The sequence below is a fragment of the Shewanella sp. SACH genome, from assembly GCF_001887095.2.
GTDB classification, from domain to species: Bacteria; Pseudomonadota; Gammaproteobacteria; order Enterobacterales; family Shewanellaceae; genus Shewanella; species Shewanella baltica.
Window position 1 is genome coordinate 1,378,952 of record NZ_MPDG02000001.1, and the last position, 18,216, is coordinate 1,397,167.

Annotated in this window: 16 protein-coding genes and 1 pseudogene; 5 read left to right on the forward strand and 12 right to left on the reverse strand. The window is 46.5% G+C overall.

Annotation, left to right across the window (positions count from 1 at the left end):
• Window positions 1-2 precede the first annotated feature (2 nt).
• A complete protein-coding gene (locus tag BM607_RS06000) occupies window positions 3-335 on the reverse strand; it encodes a DUF1904 domain-containing protein (protein WP_006081709.1) in 333 nt (110 codons plus the stop codon).
• A 475-nt stretch (window positions 336-810) separates the two neighbouring features.
• Here BM607_RS06000 and BM607_RS06005 point away from each other — a divergent pair, with 475 nt between their 5' ends.
• Both BM607_RS06005 and dacB read left to right on the forward strand, forming a co-directional pair.
• Window positions 811-987 (forward strand): hypothetical protein, encoded by a 177-nt coding sequence (locus BM607_RS06005; RefSeq protein ID WP_006081710.1) that lies wholly within the window; start codon window positions 811-813, stop codon window positions 985-987.
• A 67-nt stretch (window positions 988-1,054) separates the two neighbouring features.
• Window positions 1,055-2,563 (forward strand): D-alanyl-D-alanine carboxypeptidase/D-alanyl-D-alanine-endopeptidase, encoded by a 1,509-nt coding sequence (gene dacB / locus BM607_RS06010; protein WP_071939469.1) that lies wholly within the window; start codon window positions 1,055-1,057, stop codon window positions 2,561-2,563.
• Window positions 2,564-2,681: 118 nt separating this feature from the next.
• Here the strand turns inward: dacB and BM607_RS06015 are convergent, their stop codons facing one another.
• The 10 genes and pseudogenes from BM607_RS06015 to aroA all read right to left on the reverse strand — a co-directional run bounded on the left by BM607_RS06015 (window position 2,682) and on the right by aroA (window position 12,859).
• Window positions 2,682-4,439, reverse strand: coding sequence for an acyl-CoA dehydrogenase family protein (locus tag BM607_RS06015; protein WP_012089278.1), 1,758 nt, complete (start codon window positions 4,437-4,439; stop codon window positions 2,682-2,684).
• A gap of 221 nt (window positions 4,440-4,660) precedes the next feature.
• Complete coding sequence (locus BM607_RS06020; RefSeq protein WP_006081713.1) at window positions 4,661-5,203, reverse strand: DUF2058 domain-containing protein; 543 nt, start codon at window positions 5,201-5,203, stop codon at window positions 4,661-4,663.
• 70 nt (window positions 5,204-5,273) lie between these two features.
• A complete protein-coding gene (locus BM607_RS06025) occupies window positions 5,274-6,095 on the reverse strand; it encodes an SDR family oxidoreductase (RefSeq protein WP_071939468.1) in 822 nt (273 codons plus the stop codon).
• Between the two features lie 174 nt (window positions 6,096-6,269).
• A complete protein-coding gene (gene pyrF, locus BM607_RS06030) occupies window positions 6,270-6,965 on the reverse strand; it encodes an orotidine-5'-phosphate decarboxylase (protein WP_006081715.1) in 696 nt (231 codons plus the stop codon).
• Between the two features lie 43 nt (window positions 6,966-7,008).
• Window positions 7,009-8,169, reverse strand: coding sequence for a lipopolysaccharide assembly protein LapB (gene lapB, locus BM607_RS06035; protein WP_006086760.1), 1,161 nt, complete (start codon window positions 8,167-8,169; stop codon window positions 7,009-7,011).
• A 1-nt stretch (window position 8,170) separates the two neighbouring features.
• Window positions 8,171-8,446: a lipopolysaccharide assembly protein LapA domain-containing protein gene (locus BM607_RS06040; RefSeq protein ID WP_006081717.1), complete on the reverse strand. Its 276-nt coding sequence runs from the start codon at window positions 8,444-8,446 to the stop codon at window positions 8,171-8,173.
• A 122-nt stretch (window positions 8,447-8,568) separates the two neighbouring features.
• Complete coding sequence (ihfB, locus tag BM607_RS06045; protein WP_006081718.1) at window positions 8,569-8,856, reverse strand: integration host factor subunit beta; 288 nt, start codon at window positions 8,854-8,856, stop codon at window positions 8,569-8,571.
• 73 nt (window positions 8,857-8,929) lie between these two features.
• Window positions 8,930-10,600: pseudogene (rpsA, locus tag BM607_RS06050) on the reverse strand (30S ribosomal protein S1); the annotation flags it as partial.
• A gap of 99 nt (window positions 10,601-10,699) precedes the next feature.
• On the reverse strand, window positions 10,700-11,392 hold the full coding sequence (gene cmk / locus BM607_RS06055) for a (d)CMP kinase (RefSeq protein ID WP_006081720.1): 693 nt from the start codon (window positions 11,390-11,392) through the stop codon (window positions 10,700-10,702).
• 186 nt (window positions 11,393-11,578) lie between these two features.
• Complete coding sequence (aroA, locus tag BM607_RS06060) at window positions 11,579-12,859, reverse strand: 3-phosphoshikimate 1-carboxyvinyltransferase (protein WP_087486482.1); 1,281 nt, start codon at window positions 12,857-12,859, stop codon at window positions 11,579-11,581.
• Window positions 12,860-13,294: 435 nt separating this feature from the next.
• Between aroA and BM607_RS06065 the strand changes: the two genes are divergently transcribed.
• From BM607_RS06065 to BM607_RS06075, 3 genes are all read left to right on the forward strand, one after another.
• On the forward strand, window positions 13,295-14,485 hold the full coding sequence (locus BM607_RS06065; RefSeq protein ID WP_071939467.1) for an amino acid aminotransferase: 1,191 nt from the start codon (window positions 13,295-13,297) through the stop codon (window positions 14,483-14,485).
• A gap of 376 nt (window positions 14,486-14,861) precedes the next feature.
• A complete protein-coding gene (locus BM607_RS06070) occupies window positions 14,862-16,412 on the forward strand; it encodes a YjjI family glycine radical enzyme (RefSeq protein ID WP_071939466.1) in 1,551 nt (516 codons plus the stop codon).
• Window positions 16,384-17,280, forward strand: a complete 897-nt coding sequence (locus tag BM607_RS06075; protein ID WP_170927450.1) for a YjjW family glycine radical enzyme activase — start codon at window positions 16,384-16,386, stop codon at window positions 17,278-17,280. Before BM607_RS06070 ends, BM607_RS06075 begins: the two co-directional genes overlap by 29 nt.
• On the opposite strand, the gene BM607_RS06080 is transcribed toward BM607_RS06075, so the two are convergent.
• Window positions 17,277-18,197, reverse strand: coding sequence for a LysR family transcriptional regulator (locus BM607_RS06080; RefSeq protein WP_006081725.1), 921 nt, complete (start codon window positions 18,195-18,197; stop codon window positions 17,277-17,279). The two genes, BM607_RS06075 and BM607_RS06080, sit on opposite strands and share 4 nt — an antisense overlap.
• Between the last annotated feature and the right edge of the window lie 19 nt (window positions 18,198-18,216).

The window sequence follows — 18,216 nt, forward strand, 5'->3', positions numbered from 1 at the left end:
CTTTAATCATGCTGACCACCCCGATAGGAAGCACTGGGGTTCAATGATAAAAACATCACAGCAATATGTGTTAACTCTGGATAGGCCTCTGTCACTGCCTGCCTGATCGTTTGTTCTACTTTAAGATGGATATCAGGGTCCTTAGGGAACCAGAGTAACTCAACTTGGACGAAGCGTTGATCAATTTTTCCATTTCGAAAACTGATGCTTGGGATCCAATCTAACGTGAAACTCTCTGCATTACCTTTACATATATCCGCCAATGACTGCAGTAATGTTTGGCTGAACGCTGCAACGACCGCTTGTGGTAAGCCGCGCATACTAATATGTGGCATGGTTTAGTTGTTACCTAAGAACCTAAAATCGTAAGGGGTAGAAATTACCGACTTCACCTCGTCTCGGCAAGACTTTTCTCCCAAAAGCCTCCTTAAACCTCGCGGTATTGCTGGTAATTTGACCTCGCGCGATGTAATCCTGCCGTAGCGCCACTATTTAGCTAAAAATCACATCTTTTAGGCTAGGATTACAACCACATTTAATGGCTGTTTTTTCAGCACACATATCATGTTAAGGGCAATGTAAAAGTGTGAATATTAACGGTTCGATATTAATCGAACAGTTCCTGGATTAAGTGATGTTTAACGTGACAAGCCCATACAAACCATCGCAGATTTTACTGAAGATCCGCTAAAATGTCGGTCAAATCACAAAATAATCTTCAAACCTATTTCGTTTACCCCGAACCCAGTGATTTAGCGTAAACTAAAACGCCTATTTGCGATGAAACCAACACGATAAAAGACGAAGACCATGAACAAAAAAATTTTGCTGACGTTAGCGCTGACACTGCTGTTTGCTTGGGGTATTTTCCATTTTAAAACCCAGTTGGGATTACTGATCCTGCCACTGTTTATCGGACTGGTATTGTTTGTTACCCTACGTTTATATCGCTTGATGGAAAAGGATGACGGCAGCAGTGAGGATTAGCCCCACATTGTATCGAACTTAACCAGAAGGCCCATGATGTTCTTAATAAAAATGGCCAATCGCTAACATGGAAACGTTACTGAAAACCACTCTGTATGCCAGCCTACTCTTAGCGGCGAGCCACAATATCGCCCGCGCTGAGCAAATCGACGCAGGAGCGATAGAGACCCGAACCACTTCGCTTAGCCAAGCGGTCAGCAAAATCAGCCCTCGTCACTCGCAAATTGCACTGCTGGCAATGGACATGTCTAACAATCAAGTGATCTTTAGCCAACAGGCCGAGACGCTGTTTATTCCCGCCAGCACGCAAAAGCTACTCACCGCTGTGAGCGCCATGGCTCAGCTTGGGCCTGATTTTCGTTATATCACTGAATTATGGACGGACGCACCAATACGCAAGGGCCATATCGCCGGCAGCGCTTATCTGCGTTTCAGTGGCGATCCGACGTTCACTCAAGCCGATCTCAAGGCCATTTTTGCCAGTCTCGTGAAACAAGGCATTAATCGCATTGATGGACATCTGTATTTGCTCGGCGATAAACAAGAGCAAATGCAGGCCCCTGGTTGGGTTTGGGATGACTTAGGCATTTGTTTTGCCGCGCCCGTATCGAGTTATATTATCAATCAGAACTGCGTCTATGGTCAGTTCAACCCCAGTACGGCCAATAAACCTTCACAGGTGAGCCTGCGCACGGGGAGTTATGGGGTAAAAGTCAGCAGCGATGCGGTATTTGATCCCAAGGCGAGTCGCGAATTTTGCCAGCTCGATTTGGTGCGACTAGGCCAAAACAACTATCATCTGCGTGGTTGTTATCCGGGCGGTGAAGCGATTGGGCTGGCGATTGCGGTGAGCGATCCGTTCAAATTTGCCCAAGATAACCTCACCTCGCTGCTCAAAGGTGAGATGTCACTCGCGGGTAAAGTTAAGCTCGGCACTAGCTTGCCCAAAAAGGCGAAATTGATTGCCAGCCATAGCTCGGCGCCTCTGTCTGAACTGCTCGATACTATGCTGCTCAAGTCGGATAATTTGATTGCTGATAGCCTGTTTAAACAGCTTGGCAAAAGTTATTTCAATGCCCAAGGTAGCTTTACTAATGGCGCGGCAGCCATGCAGCGGATTTTAACGGAGTTAGGCGTCGATCTGAGTAACGCTAACATTGTCGATGGTTCAGGCCTGTCACGCTATAACTTGCTCAATGCACAGCAGTTAGCGGCGGTATTGGCACTCATCCATAAGGACAGCCGCTTTAGCCCGTTAATGACCAGTCTGCCGCAAGCAGGAATAAGCGGCACCTTAAGGTATCGCATGGGTTACAACAAGCCGCCGCTGAAACAGCAAATTTTTGCTAAAACAGGCTCGATGCAAGGCGTGTCTAACTTAGCGGGGTTTATCCGTTTGCCTGAGCACAGTGACACCCTGTTTGTGGTGCTTGAGAATGGCATGAGTCCCGAGCTTAAACATCAGCATAAACCATCGTTTAATGCCGAGTTTCTCAAGCAATTGATTTCAGTGCTGCAAGTGCCATCACCCACCACAGCAGCGCTTAGTACCGCTGCTCACTCGGTCCAAGATTAAATACTGCCGAGTAGAAACAGCATGATATAAAACAAAAAAGCACTGAGTCATCAGTGCTTTTCTCGTTTTTATTTCGTTTTTATTTCGTTTTTATTTAAACGAATTCATCACAGCCTTGTTAAAACAACTCTGCAGGCATCGCCATAGTGGTCGCATCACCGGCTCTGACTTGAGCGATATGGTAATCCGCTTTAGGCAGTAACTTATCAAAATAGAACTTAGCTAAATAGGCTTTCTGCTCAGCGAACGCTTTATCTTCATGATCAGCGACTTTATCGACCATAGCCAACCAGTAGAAACCATACAGGGTATAACCAAAGGCATCTAAAAAGTCGACCGCGCAAGCATTAATAAGCGCAGGCTGAGCGACTTTGTGCTCATTAATCGACTCAGCGACTATGACCAAGGCATCTAAACGTGCGCATACTGCGGCCACTTTCACCGCATCAACGTGAGTAAATGCACGCATTTGTGCTTTCAAGTCAGCGACAAATTCGTTTAATGCGGCAAGATTATCGCCCGTGACTTTACGGCCGAGGAAATCGATGGCTTGAATGCCATTGGTGCCTTCATAAATCTGTGCGATACGGGTATCACGAACTAATTGCTCAATACCCGTTTCACGAATATAACCATGTCCACCAAAGACTTGCTGCGCCATGATCGTCGCATCAAGACCTCGATCGGTTAAAAAGGCTTTAGCGACTGGCGTTAATAAACCCACATAACGCGCTGCTTTGGCTTTAACTTCATCTTGAGCATATTTGGCCAAATCTAGCTGTTGCCCAGTAAACACAGACAAAGCACGGCCCGCTTCTGTCATCGCTCGAATGGTCAACAACATACGGCGCACATCGCCGTGGACGATAATAGGATCAGATTCACTGCCCGTCGGCGAGCCGCCAGCGGCAACGCCTTGATTACGCTCTTTAGCATAATCAGCTGCCATCTGATACGCCGCCTGAGCACTGCCCAGCCCTTGAATACCAATCGCTAAGCGCTCGTAGTTCATCATAGTGAACATGCACACGAGACCGCGATTGGGTTCACCAATCAAGAAACCTTGGGCATTATCAAAGTTCATCACACACGTTGCTGAACCTTTAAGGCCCATCTTGTGCTCGATGGAACCCACAGATACACCATTCGCATTCGCTAAGCTGCCATCGGTATTTACCGATATTTTAGGCACAAGGAAGAGTGAAATCCCTTTGCTATCCGGTAGCTTGGCAAGCACTAAGTGGATGACGTTTTCAGTTAAATCGTGATCGCCACCCGTGATAAAAATCTTGCTGCCCGTGATGGCATAACTACCATCATCCTGCGGTAAAGCTCGAGTACGAATATTACGCAGATCAGAACCCGCTTGCGGCTCTGTCATATCCATAGCACCCGCCCATTCGCCGGAATATAACTTAGGCAAATAAGCTTGTTTTAATGCTTCGCTGCCGTGGGCATTGATACATAAAGCCGCACCCGCAGTTAACGAGCCATAAAGCGTAAATGCATTACAGGCACTGTAAGCCATTTCGTCGACTAAGATCCCCAGCATCTTTGGCATGCCCATGCCACCAAATTCAGGATCGCCACACAAGCCAATCCAACCGCCCTGCGAATACTGTTCATAAACGGCTTTGTAGCCATCAGGAGTAATCACTTGATTATCTTGATGTAACACGCCCTGCTCATCGCCAGTCCGGTTCAGCGGATGGATCAACTCACTGCTGATCTTGGCTGCTTCTTCAAGAATGGCATTGGCCGTGTCGATATCGACCATTTCAGCAATCTCAGGCAATTGTGCCCAAGTGTTTGGGGCATCAAATACCTGTTCCAGTAGGAAACGCATATCCGTTAACGGGGCTTGATAAGGGTTCATTGGTAGACTCTTAAACGTAGAATTAAAACAGTTGTTTTAATTTATACCAGTTCACTGTAGAAAACAATCTCATTACAAATACAGCCGCGAATAATATGGAGGTACGTGAGCAAAGTATAAATTCAACCCATAAAAAAACCCTTAAGCTTGAACTTAAGGGTCTCTATTTTAGAAGCTTTACCACAGGATTGTCGCAGCGTTAGTTCACAAGCTTGTGCTTATTACCACATTAAATCATCTGGGATCGCATAATCAGCATAGGGATCATCTTCAACCACCACAGCTTTAGATTCATCCTGCTGCCACAGATAACCACACCACTGCGGCACCAGCAGTTTCACTCGCTCGGCTAACTTATGTGGTACTAAGTAACTCTTATCTTCGTAACGTACTATGCCTAACTGCCCTTTGAGCAATTCTGCCTGCAGTTTTTCATCTATGTATAAAGAATAGATTTTATTATCAAGGGTATAGTTAAATTTCACTTCAGCATAAGCTGGGATCTTAATCGCAGACTTAGTGAACTCAGTGATTAAACCGCGCACCTGTCCACGCTCTGATGCCTCTGCAAAACGTTGCTCGTTCAGCGCTTTATCTTTTAGCGCCTGCAGACGTTTTTGCTCGGCCACTTCTTGCTTAAAAGCACTGGAGCCATCATCTATTCGTGATTTTTTATCACGGCGTTTTTGGGTCTTAACGTCGCGAACCTTTTGTTTACTGGCAAGCCCTGCTTTGAGTAGCTGCTCTTGTAATGCATTAGCCATGGATCATTACCTACTTAATCTATATAAAATCAAAGTTCTCGATTTTGAATATCAAACATCTAAAACCAAACTACATTTTTGCGGCCAGTTCGCCAAGCTCTGTCATTGCAATACTGGCGCCGCCAAGTGACCAACCGCCATCAACAGGCAGCACAACTCCCGTAATATAGGACGCCAATTCAGAGCCTAAAAATAACGCTGCATTGGCGATATCCTGACCTGCGCCGTTGCGTTTTAGCGGAACGGATTGGGCAACCTTCTGCTGTAATGCGGCGCTGGGTGCAAGGCGATTAAAGCCTTCAGTGTTAGCTATGGGGCCTGGCATAATCGAATTAATTCTCAGCCCCTCACAGCCCCACTCTAAGGCTAAGGTTCGCGTCAGCATATCCACGCCCGCTTTAGCGGCACACACATGTACTTGCATGGGCATAGCAATCGAAGCCTGCGGCGCCGAAATCTGGATAATATTACCATTGGGGCGACGCAGCAAAGGATAAGCCTGCTTTAGCACTTGAAAACTGCCCAGCAAATCAATGTCCATCACCGACTTAAAACCATTAGCCGAAAGCTTTGCGGCGCTTGCAGGGAAATTCCCCGCCGCGCCGCTAATCAGCACATCGATAAAACCAAACTCAGAAGCGATTTTATCAAAACCGACTTCAAGGGCGCTAAGATCGCGCACATCAAAACTCACCCCCAGATGAATCCCGTCAGGATTGGCCTGTTGCAACTGAAATACCGCGGCATCGATTTTTTCTTGACTGCGGCTCGCGACTGCGACATTGGCGCCAGCCTGTGCGAACGCAATTGCAATGGCGAGATTTATCCCACTGGTGCCACCGACAACGACAACATTCTTACCTTGATAGTTAAACATCGTAGCATTAAACATGGGCGTTCTCCGTGAACTGTGAGATATGCACTCAGGGTGTGATTAATTATTCTATGCTGCCATTCAAGATACTATTTCAATTATTATTAATCATATCAAGGATACCAACGAGCGATTCCAAGCTTTTTTATTTAAACAACGATCAAACCGCGATTGAGACGGCTATTGAAACGTCTATGCCAATGATTGGTGAATCGCTTGCAATGCCGCTAACGGATCGGCGGCTTTGGTGATTGGACGGCCAATCACTAGGTAATCTGAACCCGCTGCTATCGCTTGAGGCGGCGTCATCACCCGGTGTTGATCGCCAGCATCACTACCAACTGGGCGGATCCCCGGCGTCACGAGTTTGAAGTCCTTACCTAACAGTGATTTTAACGCTGTTGCTTCTTGGGCTGAACACACCACGCCGTCGAGTCCAGCTTGCTGCGTCAGCTTAGCTAAACGTTGCACATGCTCAAACGCAGGCACATTGATGCCGAGTAATTTAAGATCATCATCACTCATGGAGGTTAATACCGTCACAGCGATCAGCATAGGCGCTTTGTCGCCGTATGGCAGCAAGGCCTTTTTGGCAGCTTCCATCATGGCTAAACCACCACTGGCATGCACGTTCGTCATCCATACACCCAGCTCTGCGGCAGCGGCCACGGCTTTGGCGACAGTATTGGGAATATCGTGAAATTTCAAATCGAGGAACAAATCAAAGCCACGATCATGGATATCTTTCACCAGTTGCGGGCCAAACAGGGTAAACATTTCTTTGCCGACTTTAAGGCGGCACATGTTGGGATCGAGTTTTTCTATCAGTTGTAAAGCGTGGTTTTTGTTATCGTAATCAAGCGCTACGAGGATAGGTTTAGTCGTCATCATCTCTCCAACAGAGTTACACTAACTATAGATATTATCTTATTTACTCGCCGTCTAAGCCTCTGATCCGCTTGATACTGCCCCAGTTTTTACAGGAAGGACAATGCCAGTAAAGTGCATGGGAAGGGAAACCACACTCTTTACAACGGTAGCTTGGACGGAATTTAATTTGTTGCTCAACGAGCTGCTCTAGCATAGTTAAACTTTGCTTGGCTTGCCCTTCCTCTGCTTGACGCAAATGCATTTGCATCAAGTGCTGAAAACCTTTCATGGTCGGATGCCGATATAGGGCATCGAGCACCATGGTCTCTGCCGCTTTAATCTCATCCAGACTTATCATGTGCTGCGCTAAGGCGACAACTACAGAAGCACCCGCGCCATCGGCCATGGCGCCCGCCAGTAACTCTTGGAAGCCTTCTTTGTCTTGTGTGTCGCGATAAACTTGTTTGGCCGTAGGGATTGCATCGGCAAAAAGCTCGATATCGGCTTTTTTCAGTTGCAGCAGCATTTGCTTGCACTGGGCATAATCTTGAATATCGAGGTATTTTTTCGCTAAGGTCAATAACGCTCGGCCGCATTGGGGATCTTGCTTCAGCGCCTGTTGCAGCAGTTTAATCTTCTGTGCATCGTCGCTGGCTTCATCGGCTAACTGGCAATAGAAATGCGCCGTTAACGGCTTTAAGACTTGCTGACGTTTACGACTTAGACGCTTAGTGATATCAATGGCTTTTTGCCACTCTTTAATCACTTGATAGATAGCAATCAGCTGAGTTTCAGATTCTTCACTGTGATCGTCTTGGCTAACCAAGTTGATAAAGATCTCTTCGGCCCTATCGTAAAATCCTGCGGCCAGATAATCTTTACCCAGCTCCATCATAGCGATGTCACGTTGTTCATTGGCTAGGTTTGGACGGGCAATTAAATTCTGATGGATACGAATGGAGCGGTCGACCTCGCCTCGCTTACGAAAAAGCGAACCGAGTGACAGATGGGTATCTATGGTTTCATCGTCAACATCTAGCATACTGATAAACAAATCAACGGCTTTATCCGATTCGTTCGACAGTAAGAAATTGAGGCCAGTAAAGTAGTCCCGGCTCAATTGTTTACGTTGATTGCTTTGATTCTGCCTTATGCTCCGTCGCCCCATATACCAACCGTAGGCGGCAGCAATGGGAAGCAACAGAAAGAGTATCTCAAGCATATTAGGCGTCTACATCCTGAGGGGCTTTAGCCATCACTTGGTTTAGTTTCTTTCTCGTTGTCGCTAAGCTCAATTTCAAGCGCACGATATAGTAGCTTGCAACTAACCAGCTCAAGATGAAACCAGCAAAAAAGACGATCGCTAGCACAACAGGTAAACGATATTCACCCTGTGCGACAAAATAGCTGATGGTCACCACTTGTTCGTTACGCGCGCCAAAGATCAACGCCAGAATAAATAACAGTGCCACAAGCACAGTTGCTACAAATGATTTCACGCTGCACTCCCTAAACGCGTTTCAATTTAATGATTATCCAAGAAATTCACTGAGCTGACCAGCATTGCCTTGCAATAGATACAAAAAAGCCTCCTAACGGAGGCTTTTTACTATGCGGTCAATCACACATTAACGGCGTCAACACGCTCGCGCAGTTCTTTGCCTGGCTTAAAGTGCGGGACGTATTTACCTTCCAAATCGACTGATGAACCAGTCTTTGGATTACGGCCAGTCCGCGGTGCACGATAGTGAAGCGAGAAACTACCAAAGCCACGGATCTCAATACGATCACCGCTTTCTAATGTTGTTGCCATTTGCTCCAACATTTCTTTGATTGCGCCTTCAACCTCTTTCGCCGACAGCTGCGACTGCCTGGTGGCGAGTTTTTCGATAAGTTCAGATTTCGTCATCCTAGCTATCCCCTATTATCAAGCCAAACACAGTCGCCTAATGGGGAGAGAAGTCTCCCCAAACAACAGGCGATTATTTACGAGCTGCTTTAAACGCTTCAGCCATTGCATTGCTAATAACAGCGTCATCTTGTTTGTTCAGAGTCGCCATTACTTCTTTCTCTTCAGCTTCGTCTTTCGCTTTGATTGACAGGCTGATAGAGCGGTTCTTACGGTCAACACCCATGAACTTAGCTTCGATTGCATCACCTACATTATAGACAGTAGATGCATCTTCGATACGCTCACGTGAAATGTCAGCTACACGGATGTAACCTTCAACAGTGTCAGCCAGTTCAACAGTCACACCTTTAGCATCAACAGCAGAAACAGTACCGTTTACGATAGTACCTTTCTTCTTGTCAGCCAAGTATGCGTTGAATGGATCATCTTCAGTTTGCTTAACACCTAAGCTGATGCGCTCACGCTCTGGATCTACAGACAGAACCACTGCATGGATTTCATCGCCTTTCTTGTATTCAGAAACTGCGTCTTCGCCAGTACCGTTCCAAGAAATGTCAGACAGGTGAACTAGACCATCGATACCGCCGTCAAGACCGATAAAGATACCGAAGTCAGTAATTGACTTGATCTTACCAGAAACCTTGTCGCCTTTGTTGTAACGAGTTGCGAAGTCATCCCATGGATTGGTCTTACATTGTTTCAGACCAAGAGAAATACGACGACGCTCTTCATCGATGTCCAGAACCAGAACTTCAACTTCATCACCTAAGTTAACAACTTTAGATGGGTGAATGTTCTTGTTAGTCCAATCCATTTCAGAAACGTGAACCAGACCTTCAACGCCTTCTTCGATTTCTACGAAGCAACCGTAGTCAGTTAGGTTAGTAACGCGACCAGTTAAACGTGTGTTTTCTGGGTAGCGTTTGCTGATTTCTAACCATGGATCTTCGCCAAGTTGTTTCAGACCTAGAGACACACGAGTGCGCTCACGATCGTACTTCAGTACTTTAACGTTGATTTCATCGCCAACATTGACGATTTCTGATGGATGTTTAACACGTTTCCACGCCATATCTGTGATATGTAGCAGACCGTCAACACCACCTAAATCTACGAATGCACCGTAGTCAGTCAGGTTCTTAACGATACCCTTAACTGCTTGACCTTCTTGCAGGTTTTCTAACAGTGCATCACGCTCAGCGCTGCTTTCTGATTCGATAACTGCACGACGAGAAACAACAACGTTGTTACGCTTCTGGTCTAGCTTGATAACTTTGAATTCTAATTCTTTGTACTCTAAGTGAGCGGTGTCGCGAACTGGGCGCACGTCAACTAGAGAACCTGGTAAGAAGGCACGGATACCGTTTAATTCAACAGTGAAACCGCCTTTAACTTTACCATTGATGATACCGATTACAGTTTCAGCATCTTCATAAGCTTTTTCCAGAACGATCCAAGCTTCATGACGTTTCGCTTTTTCGCGAGACAGTTGAGTCTCACCGAAGCCGTCTTCAACAGAGTCAAGAGCTACGTCAACTTCATCACCAACAGCGATTTCTAAAACACCTTGAGCGTTTTTGAATTGTTCAGCTGGGATTGGGCTTTCAGACTTCAGACCCGCGTCAACCAGTACCATACCGTTTTTGATTGATACAACAGTACCACGAACGATAGAACCTGGACGGAATTCCAGAGTTTGAAGGGATTGTTCAAATAGATCAGCAAAAGATTCAGTCATGTTTAGGTTACTTTCTTTATTAAACCACTGTCCGTCCTAGACGTGGAGTCAGTCAAATTATCCGTATCATCCTTAATACGAATACCTATCCGGTGGGCTAACTTAGTTAGTGTCGGATAATTTTTGGTTGATAAAGTTAAGCGCAAGCGCTAACACTTCATCAATACCCTTTCCGCTTGTATCGATAATGAGCGCGTCCTCGGCGGGGACTAAAGGAGCCACCGGACGATTCATATCGCGGTCATCACGTTCGATAATTTCACTTAAAAGGCGCTCGATATTAACATCGAAGCCCTTGTCCTGCAACTGATTATAGCGTCTTTGGGCACGCTCTTCAGCTGAGGCGGTTAAATATAATTTTGCCGGCGCACTTGGGAAAACCACAGTTCCCATGTCGCGACCATCGGCAATTAATCCTGGCGCCGTTTTAAAGGCCCGTTGACGACGTAATAACGCTTCTCTCACCCGTGGAAACGCGGCGACTTTTGAAGCGGCATTTGAGCACTCTTGAGTGCGAATGTCGGTGGTGACGTCTTCACCTTCCAATATCACTTGAACCGGATCGGTATCATTGCCTGTTAAAAACTTCACATCGAGATGTGCCGCTAACAGCGTGATCGATTCTTCATTTTCCAGTTCAACGTTATGATGAATTGCTGCGAGCGCAAGAACTCGGTAAATAGCACCACTATCAAGTAGTTGCCAACCTAGATGCTGAGCCAATAATTGACTAATTGTACCTTTGCCAGCACCACTTGGGCCGTCGATTGTGACTACAGGAGCCCGTTCAGACATACATTCCTCCGCAAAAAATAACCATCATCCGTGAGTTCATCAAGTGAGCCCCCGAAAATGAGCGCGCAGCATTGTACAACAAAAGACAAACAAAATCCGTGGATTTTTTATGAAGATTAGCAGCCGCGCAAATACGGCTGACTATTCTTGACATCAATAGTTGTAACAATGACGAAGCAGATTGGCTTAGCCTTGCAGACTCGCAAACTGCTTAAAGTAGTCTGGGAATGTTTTAGAAGTGCAATCAGGATCATTGATGGTAATACCGCAATCGGCAAATGCCAGCATAGAAAAACACATGGCCATACGGTGATCATTGTAGGTATCAATTTCTGCGGTGTTAATCACCGCAGGCGGGGTGATTTTAATGTAATCGTTACCCTCTTCAACCTCGGCGCCGACTTTACGTAATTCCGTCGCCATGGCCGCTAAGCGGTCGGTCTCTTTAATACGCCAGTTATAGATATTGCGAATAACCGTAGTGCCTTTAGCAAATAACGCTGCGGTAGCAATGGTCATGGCCGCATCGGGAATGTGGTTCATGTCTAAATCAACGGCCGTTAACTGAGAGCCACGGGCAATAATATAGTCATCGCCCCACTCGATATCTGCGCCCATTTTTTCAAGCACATCGGCAAATTTCACATCGCCTTGAATACTTAAACGGCCCACACCCGTGACTTTGACTTCACCGCCCTTAATCGCCCCTGCGGCGAGGAAATACGATGCCGATGACGCATCACCTTCGACCAGCACTTTACCCGGCGACACGTACTGCTGACCGGCAAGGATCTCAAATCGGGCATAGTCATGGTTGATGACAGTTACGCCAAATTGCGCCATCAGGGACAGTGTAATATCAATATACGGCTTAGAAACTAACTCGCCTTTGACATGGATATTCACGCTGCCCTTTGCAAGCGGCGCCACCATCAATAAGGCGGTTAAAAATTGGCTCGATAAATCGCCCGCAATCTCAACATCGCCGCCATTAAGACCCGTTGCACTAATCGTCAGCGGTGGGAAACCATCATTTTTAAGATAAACGACATTGGCACCGAGTTGCCTTAAGGCATCGACTAAGTCGCCAATCGGGCGCTCTTCCATGCGCGGCTCGCCTGTTAGGGTAAATTCGCCTTGGCCTAAGGTTAAGGCTGCGCACAAGGGGCGCATTGCTGTGCCCGCATTGCCTAAAAACAATTCCTGCGCGGATTCTGAGGAAATCACACCGCCTAAGCCATCGAGTTCACACACAGTATTGTTTTGCGATAAACGGTAGTTCACCCCTAACTGCTTGAGGGAGGCCAGCATGTGGCGAATATCATCTGAGTCGAGCAGGTTGGTGAGCGTGGTCGTGCCTTGGGCTAAGGTGGCCAATAATAAGGCACGATTAGAAATACTTTTTGAGCCCGGAATATTGATCTCACCGCGGACTTGCACAACAGGTTCAAGACGTAATTGCTTCATGAATAAATCTTCTTTCTCTATAGGGCGTCATCATCACGATCACGCGGGCTGAATACGCAAAATGGCAACTTCACGCTACACAGCGTCAAGTTAAGATTACAAATAAAAGGAGATTGGGGCCTTGTTGGTGCTTCGTCGTTATAAAATTACCGATTGTCGCTAAGGATTCAACCGTTTTTTCGAGAAAAATGGCTTTTTGGTCAGATTATTTACTGAGTTCAGTGTAAAAATAACAAAAACGCAAAATTTAAGCGGTTAATTTATGATTTAACCGTATTTTTGGCAGGCTTTTTTGCCAAGATAACTGGCGTGTAATCACAGTTTTCACTTTAAATACTTTACCTTTCCGCGCTATTCTAAGCCCCAAACGATAAATAACGCATATCTGATACAAACAATCACGTTTGCACTATAACCAGAAAGGTAGATGGAGCTATGTTTAACTCACTCATCGCAATGCCAGCAGATCCCATCCTTGGCTTGTTGACTCAGTACCGCGAAGACACCCGCCCACAAAAAGTTGATTTAGGTGTGGGCGTTTATAAAGACCCTACAGGCGTAACCCCGATCCTTAACTGCGTGAAAAAAGCCGAGAAATTCCGTCTCGATACCGAAACCACCAAAGTGTATATCGGTCCTACCGGCTCGCCACAATTCAACACTTTAATGACAGAATTAGCCTTTGGTGCTGGCCACAGTGCCATCATAGCTAACCGTATCCGCACGGTATCGACACCCGGTGGTACTGGTGCACTGCGCGTGGCTGGCGACTTTATCAAACGCTGCAACCCGAATGCGGTGTTATGGGTAAGCGACCCAACTTGGGCTAACCATGTCGGTTTGTTCGAAGCGGCTGGCATTACCGTTAAAACCTATCCGTATTATGACTACGATAGCAAATCATTGAAATTTGATGAGATGCTTGCTGCCCTATCGCAAGTGAGTCCTGATGATGTGGTGTTATTCCACGCCTGTTGCCATAACCCGAGCGGAATGGATTTAACCACAGAACAATGGGATAAAGTGGTTGCCCTGACAAAAGAGCAAGGCTTTACCCCACTGATTGACATGGCATACCAAGGCTTTGGTGATGGCGTTGATATTGATGCCTACGGCGTGCGTCAAATGGCGGCAGCGGTCGATAATATGATCCTTTGCAGCTCATGCTCGAAAAACTTCGGTTTGTACCGTGAGCGTATCGGTTCATGCTCTGTGATTGCCAGAGATGCCCATACCGCCAATGTCGCGCAGTCTGTGCTGCTTTATGTGGTTCGCTGCCTCTATTCAATGCCGCCTGCCCACGGCGCTGCGATTGTTGAGACGATTTTAGGATCGGCAGAATTGACCCAAGAATGGCTAGATGAACTGAAAGTAATGCGCGATCGCATTAACGGCAACCGCGCCATTTTAGTGGATAAACTTAAAGCCAATGGCGTAGACCGTGACTTTAGCTTTATCGCCCGCCAAAAAGGCATGTTCTCCTTCCTCGGGGTGAATCCAGAGCAAGTGGCGCGCCTGCAAAAAGAATTCAGCATTTATATGGTGGGTTCAAGCCGCATCAGTATTGCTGGGATCAGTGAAGATAACGTCGATTACTTAGCCCAATCGATCGCCAAAGTGCTTTAAGCACGACTGAGTTTATCTGCACAGCTTACTCTGCTGTATTGCTACGATTCAGGATGCAGCAGAGTTTATTTACCCCTTACAAGCGTTACGCTTTTCAATCATGCCACTGCATCAGCGTTAACAAACCTCCCTTTGGTTCTAAATCCCCAAAACCTTATCAAGCTACGCCACGACTCACTGTTCAAGCTTTATTTTTAATCGTAAAAACTACTTTCTCGCGTTTTAAAACACAGTCGTTTAATGCAATAAATCGCCAGTTGTGATCTCGGTCGGCGGATTTCCATTTCATCAATCAGGGCTGCGGCTATTTTCACTTTTTAAAGCCAGACCAGCCCAGTAGATTAGTGGTCATTATAGAACTTGTGGATATTACGCCATGTTATTACAAGATAAATTAGTGCAAATCGTCATCAATCCGCAGCTTTCACCTAAGCAAAAATCCAACTATTTAGCGTTGGAGGCAGAGGCGAGCTTGTCCTATATGCCGATATCGACTGAGGTAAAAGCCGCGATAAATGACGGCATTATCTGCGATATGTTTGAAGGCCATGCGCCTTTTAAACCGCGCTATGTGTTGCCAGATTATGCCCGCTATCTAAAGCAAGGTTCAGAATATTTAGAGCTTTCACCGGCGCAGGATTTAGATGAAGCCCTCAATGCTTTAACCATCCTTTATCACCACGTGCCATCGGTGACTAACATTCCAGTGTATCTAGGTCAGCTGGATGAAATATTAATGCCTTTCACCGAAGGAATGGATGCTGAAGTACTTTATCGTAAACTTAAATTGTTCTGGATCATGCTTGACAGGACGTTACCTGACGCCTTTATGCACGTCAACATTGGTCCAACGGATAACATCGTTTGCCGCACTCTACTGCGCATTGATGCCGAATTAAAACAAGTTGCCCCCAATTTGACTTTTATGTACGACCCAGCCATCACGCCGGATGAATTGTTGCTGCTCGCCACCACCAATATTTGTCAATGCAGTAAGCCGCATATCGCGAATTACCCACTGCACGCCAGTGCCTTTGATTCACGCGGTTTTGGTATTGTCAGTTGCTACAATGCCTTGCCGTTAGCGGGCGGCGCCAATACCTTGGTTCGACTCAATCTTAAAGAGGTCGCGTTAAAGGCCGATTCAATCAGTGATTTTTTTGATGCTGTCTTACCAAATTACTGCTCACTCACCTTCGAGCTAATTGAAGCGCGCTCGGCATTTTTGCATCAAGAATCACACTTCTTTGACAGCTTTTTAGTTAAAGAACAATTGATTGATGAGTCGCGTTTTGCGCCTATGTTTGGCATTTACGGCATGGCGGAAGCGGTGAATATTCTGCAATCATTAACAGCCAGTGGAGAAGTTAAGCCAGCTAAACACGCTAGATATGGCCATGAAACGGATGCAAATCAGCTGGGCTATCGTATTTCTGCCACGCTCGATGCCATAGTGAAATCCACACCCGTCGCGCATGGTTACCATGGGCGAGCACTGCTGCATTCACAGGGCGGCATCAGTATCGACAAAGACGTTACTCCAGGCGTTCGCATTCCCTATGGTACTGAACCTAATCCCATCGCTCACATTCAAGCCTTAGCCCAACATCATCAGTATTATACGGCGGGGATTAGCGATATTTTGACTATTGATGAAACCGTAAAATCCAATCCACAAGCCATGTTCCAACTGTGTAAAGCGGCGCTTGAGTTAGGTTTTAGGGAATTTACCGCCAATGTCGCCTCTAACGATTTAATGCGCGTGACCGGCTATATGGTAAAACGCTCGGACATTGAAGCATTTAAGCAATGTGGCTCACGCCTCAATACCACAGGCTTAGCCGCAGAAGCGGCGGTTAATACGGGGATATTACAACGCCAAGCAAGAGTCATCGCCCATGAACACTCCCCTTGTGTCTCTGAATAGGCAAGTAATGGTCAGTCAGCTATTGCCCTTTTCCTGCGTTGACGGGCCTGGCAGCAGGCTCGTGTTATTCCTGCAGGGCTGCAACTACCAATGCAAAAGCTGTCATAACCCACATACCATAGGGGTGTGCGATGCCTGTGGCGATTGTATCGCTACCTGCCCAGACAATGCGCTGACATTGATAAACCTCAATAATAAGCCTCGCATTCGCTGGGATAGTGAGCGTTGTAGCCAATGTGATACCTGCCTTGCCGTGTGTCCGAAACAAGCGAGCCCTAAGGTCACGCATTACAAAGTCGAGGAGATACTGGTGATTCTGCACAGTCAGCGTCACTTTATTAATGGCATTACCGTGAGCGGCGGCGAAGCGAGTCTGCAACTGCCATTTATTCTTGCGTTGTTTCAAGCAATTAAGGCGACAGGGTCGTTATCACACTTAACTTGCATGCTCGACACTAATGGCAGCTTGAATCTAACCGGTTGGCATAAACTGCTGCCCTTTTTAGATGGCGCTATGGTGGATCTTAAAGCGTGGCAGCAAGATACCCATAGGTACATTACTGGTCGCGACAACCATGCCGTGTTCAAATCCATTCAGCTATTGGCTCAACAGCAAAAACTGTATGAAGTGAGATTGCTGCACATTCCGAGCATCACGGATTATGAACAGGAAATAGAAGCGCTGGCGACCTATTTGCTTCAGCTAGGTGCGGATACACGGGTTAAATTAAACGCCTTTCACCACCATGGCGTTGTCGACGACGCGTTAACGTGGCCAAGCTGTACACAAACCGATATTGAACGCTTGGCCGCAAAGCTTGCAAAGCGAGGCGTTACAAATCTTATCTTGCCCTCTTGCTATATTTAACGACTGCAAAGCAAAATTTGCTCGTAAAGCCAGCGCAGCGCGGGATCCTTCATGCTTTGTCGATGCCAAACGAGACTGTAAGCCACTTTGCCATATTCTATGGGTAAGGATTTAACGGTTAATCCTTTAGCCTGGCTGGCTATGGATGCCCAGCGGCGCGAACAAGTAAAAAGCAATTCACTGTGGTGGCACATTAACGCCGCGCTGCCAAAATCAGGGACCGAAATGGGTACAGCACGTTTTTTAGATTGCTGGGCGAGCAAAATATCAAAAAATGGCGTACTCAGATCCGTATCGGTAATGCCAATATGGCGGTAACTTAGGTAATCATCGAAGCTGATCTGCGGCTGTTTAGCCAAGGGATGGGACGAATTCATCAGACAGACCATTTCATCGCTGAACAAGGTTTCCCACACCAGATCGTCTTGAAGAGGATTAGGTTGACTCAGATCGTGGGGTAACAGCACAAAATCTAACGAGCCTTTGATGAGTCCATCAAAACCAATATTGTCTTTGCTATAAATATCGAGATGGATATGGGGGGCCAAATTGAGAATATGGGCACTTAATTTGGCGGCCAGCAGTTCAAAGGTACTTTCGCGCATCGCAAGCGAGAAACGCCCCTCAAAATGTGCTGGATTAAACGCATCTTGACTCATGATCTGATTCATATCATTGATCATTTGCTGCACGCTTGGGCCTAATCGTCTTGCCAATGGGGTTGCGACCAGTGAGTTACCGTTACGATAAAATAGTTCATCGTTCAAACTGTCCCTGAGCTGGCTTAAGGTTTTACTGACGGATGAGGGGCTAAGACATAAACGTTCGGCGCTGGCGGTTACGCTCAGGGTATCGAGCATCACATGTAAAGTGATCAAATGCTTCATACTAATGCGCGAAAGCTTGGCCAAATCCATCAGTGACATCCTATTGATT

Bases quoted from the DNA above. Each gene is read 5' to 3' on its own strand.
- BM607_RS06000 (WP_006081709.1), bottom strand. From the start codon at position 335: ATGCCACATATTAGTATGCGCGGCTTACCACAAGCGGTCGTTGCAGCG.
- BM607_RS06005 (WP_006081710.1), top strand. From the start codon at position 811: ATGAACAAAAAAATTTTGCTGACGTTAGCGCTGACACTGCTGTTTGCT.
- dacB (WP_071939469.1), top strand. From the start codon at position 1,055: ATGGAAACGTTACTGAAAACCACTCTGTATGCCAGCCTACTCTTAGCG.
- BM607_RS06015 (WP_012089278.1), bottom strand. From the start codon at position 4,439: ATGAACCCTTATCAAGCCCCGTTAACGGATATGCGTTTCCTACTGGAA.
- BM607_RS06020 (WP_006081713.1), bottom strand. From the start codon at position 5,203: ATGGCTAATGCATTACAAGAGCAGCTACTCAAAGCAGGGCTTGCCAGT.
- BM607_RS06025 (WP_071939468.1), bottom strand. From the start codon at position 6,095: ATGTTTAATGCTACGATGTTTAACTATCAAGGTAAGAATGTTGTCGTT.
- pyrF (WP_006081715.1), bottom strand. From the start codon at position 6,965: ATGACGACTAAACCTATCCTCGTAGCGCTTGATTACGATAACAAAAAC.
- lapB (WP_006086760.1), bottom strand. From the start codon at position 8,169: ATGCTTGAGATACTCTTTCTGTTGCTTCCCATTGCTGCCGCCTACGGT.
- ihfB (WP_006081718.1), bottom strand. From the start codon at position 8,856: ATGACGAAATCTGAACTTATCGAAAAACTCGCCACCAGGCAGTCGCAG.
- cmk (WP_006081720.1), bottom strand. From the start codon at position 11,392: ATGTCTGAACGGGCTCCTGTAGTCACAATCGACGGCCCAAGTGGTGCT.
- aroA (WP_087486482.1), bottom strand. From the start codon at position 12,859: ATGAAGCAATTACGTCTTGAACCTGTTGTGCAAGTCCGCGGTGAGATC.
- BM607_RS06065 (WP_071939467.1), top strand. From the start codon at position 13,295: ATGTTTAACTCACTCATCGCAATGCCAGCAGATCCCATCCTTGGCTTG.
- BM607_RS06070 (WP_071939466.1), top strand. From the start codon at position 14,862: ATGTTATTACAAGATAAATTAGTGCAAATCGTCATCAATCCGCAGCTT.
- BM607_RS06075 (WP_170927450.1), top strand. From the start codon at position 16,384: ATGAACACTCCCCTTGTGTCTCTGAATAGGCAAGTAATGGTCAGTCAG.
- BM607_RS06080 (WP_006081725.1), bottom strand. From the start codon at position 18,197: ATGGATTTGGCCAAGCTTTCGCGCATTAGTATGAAGCATTTGATCACT.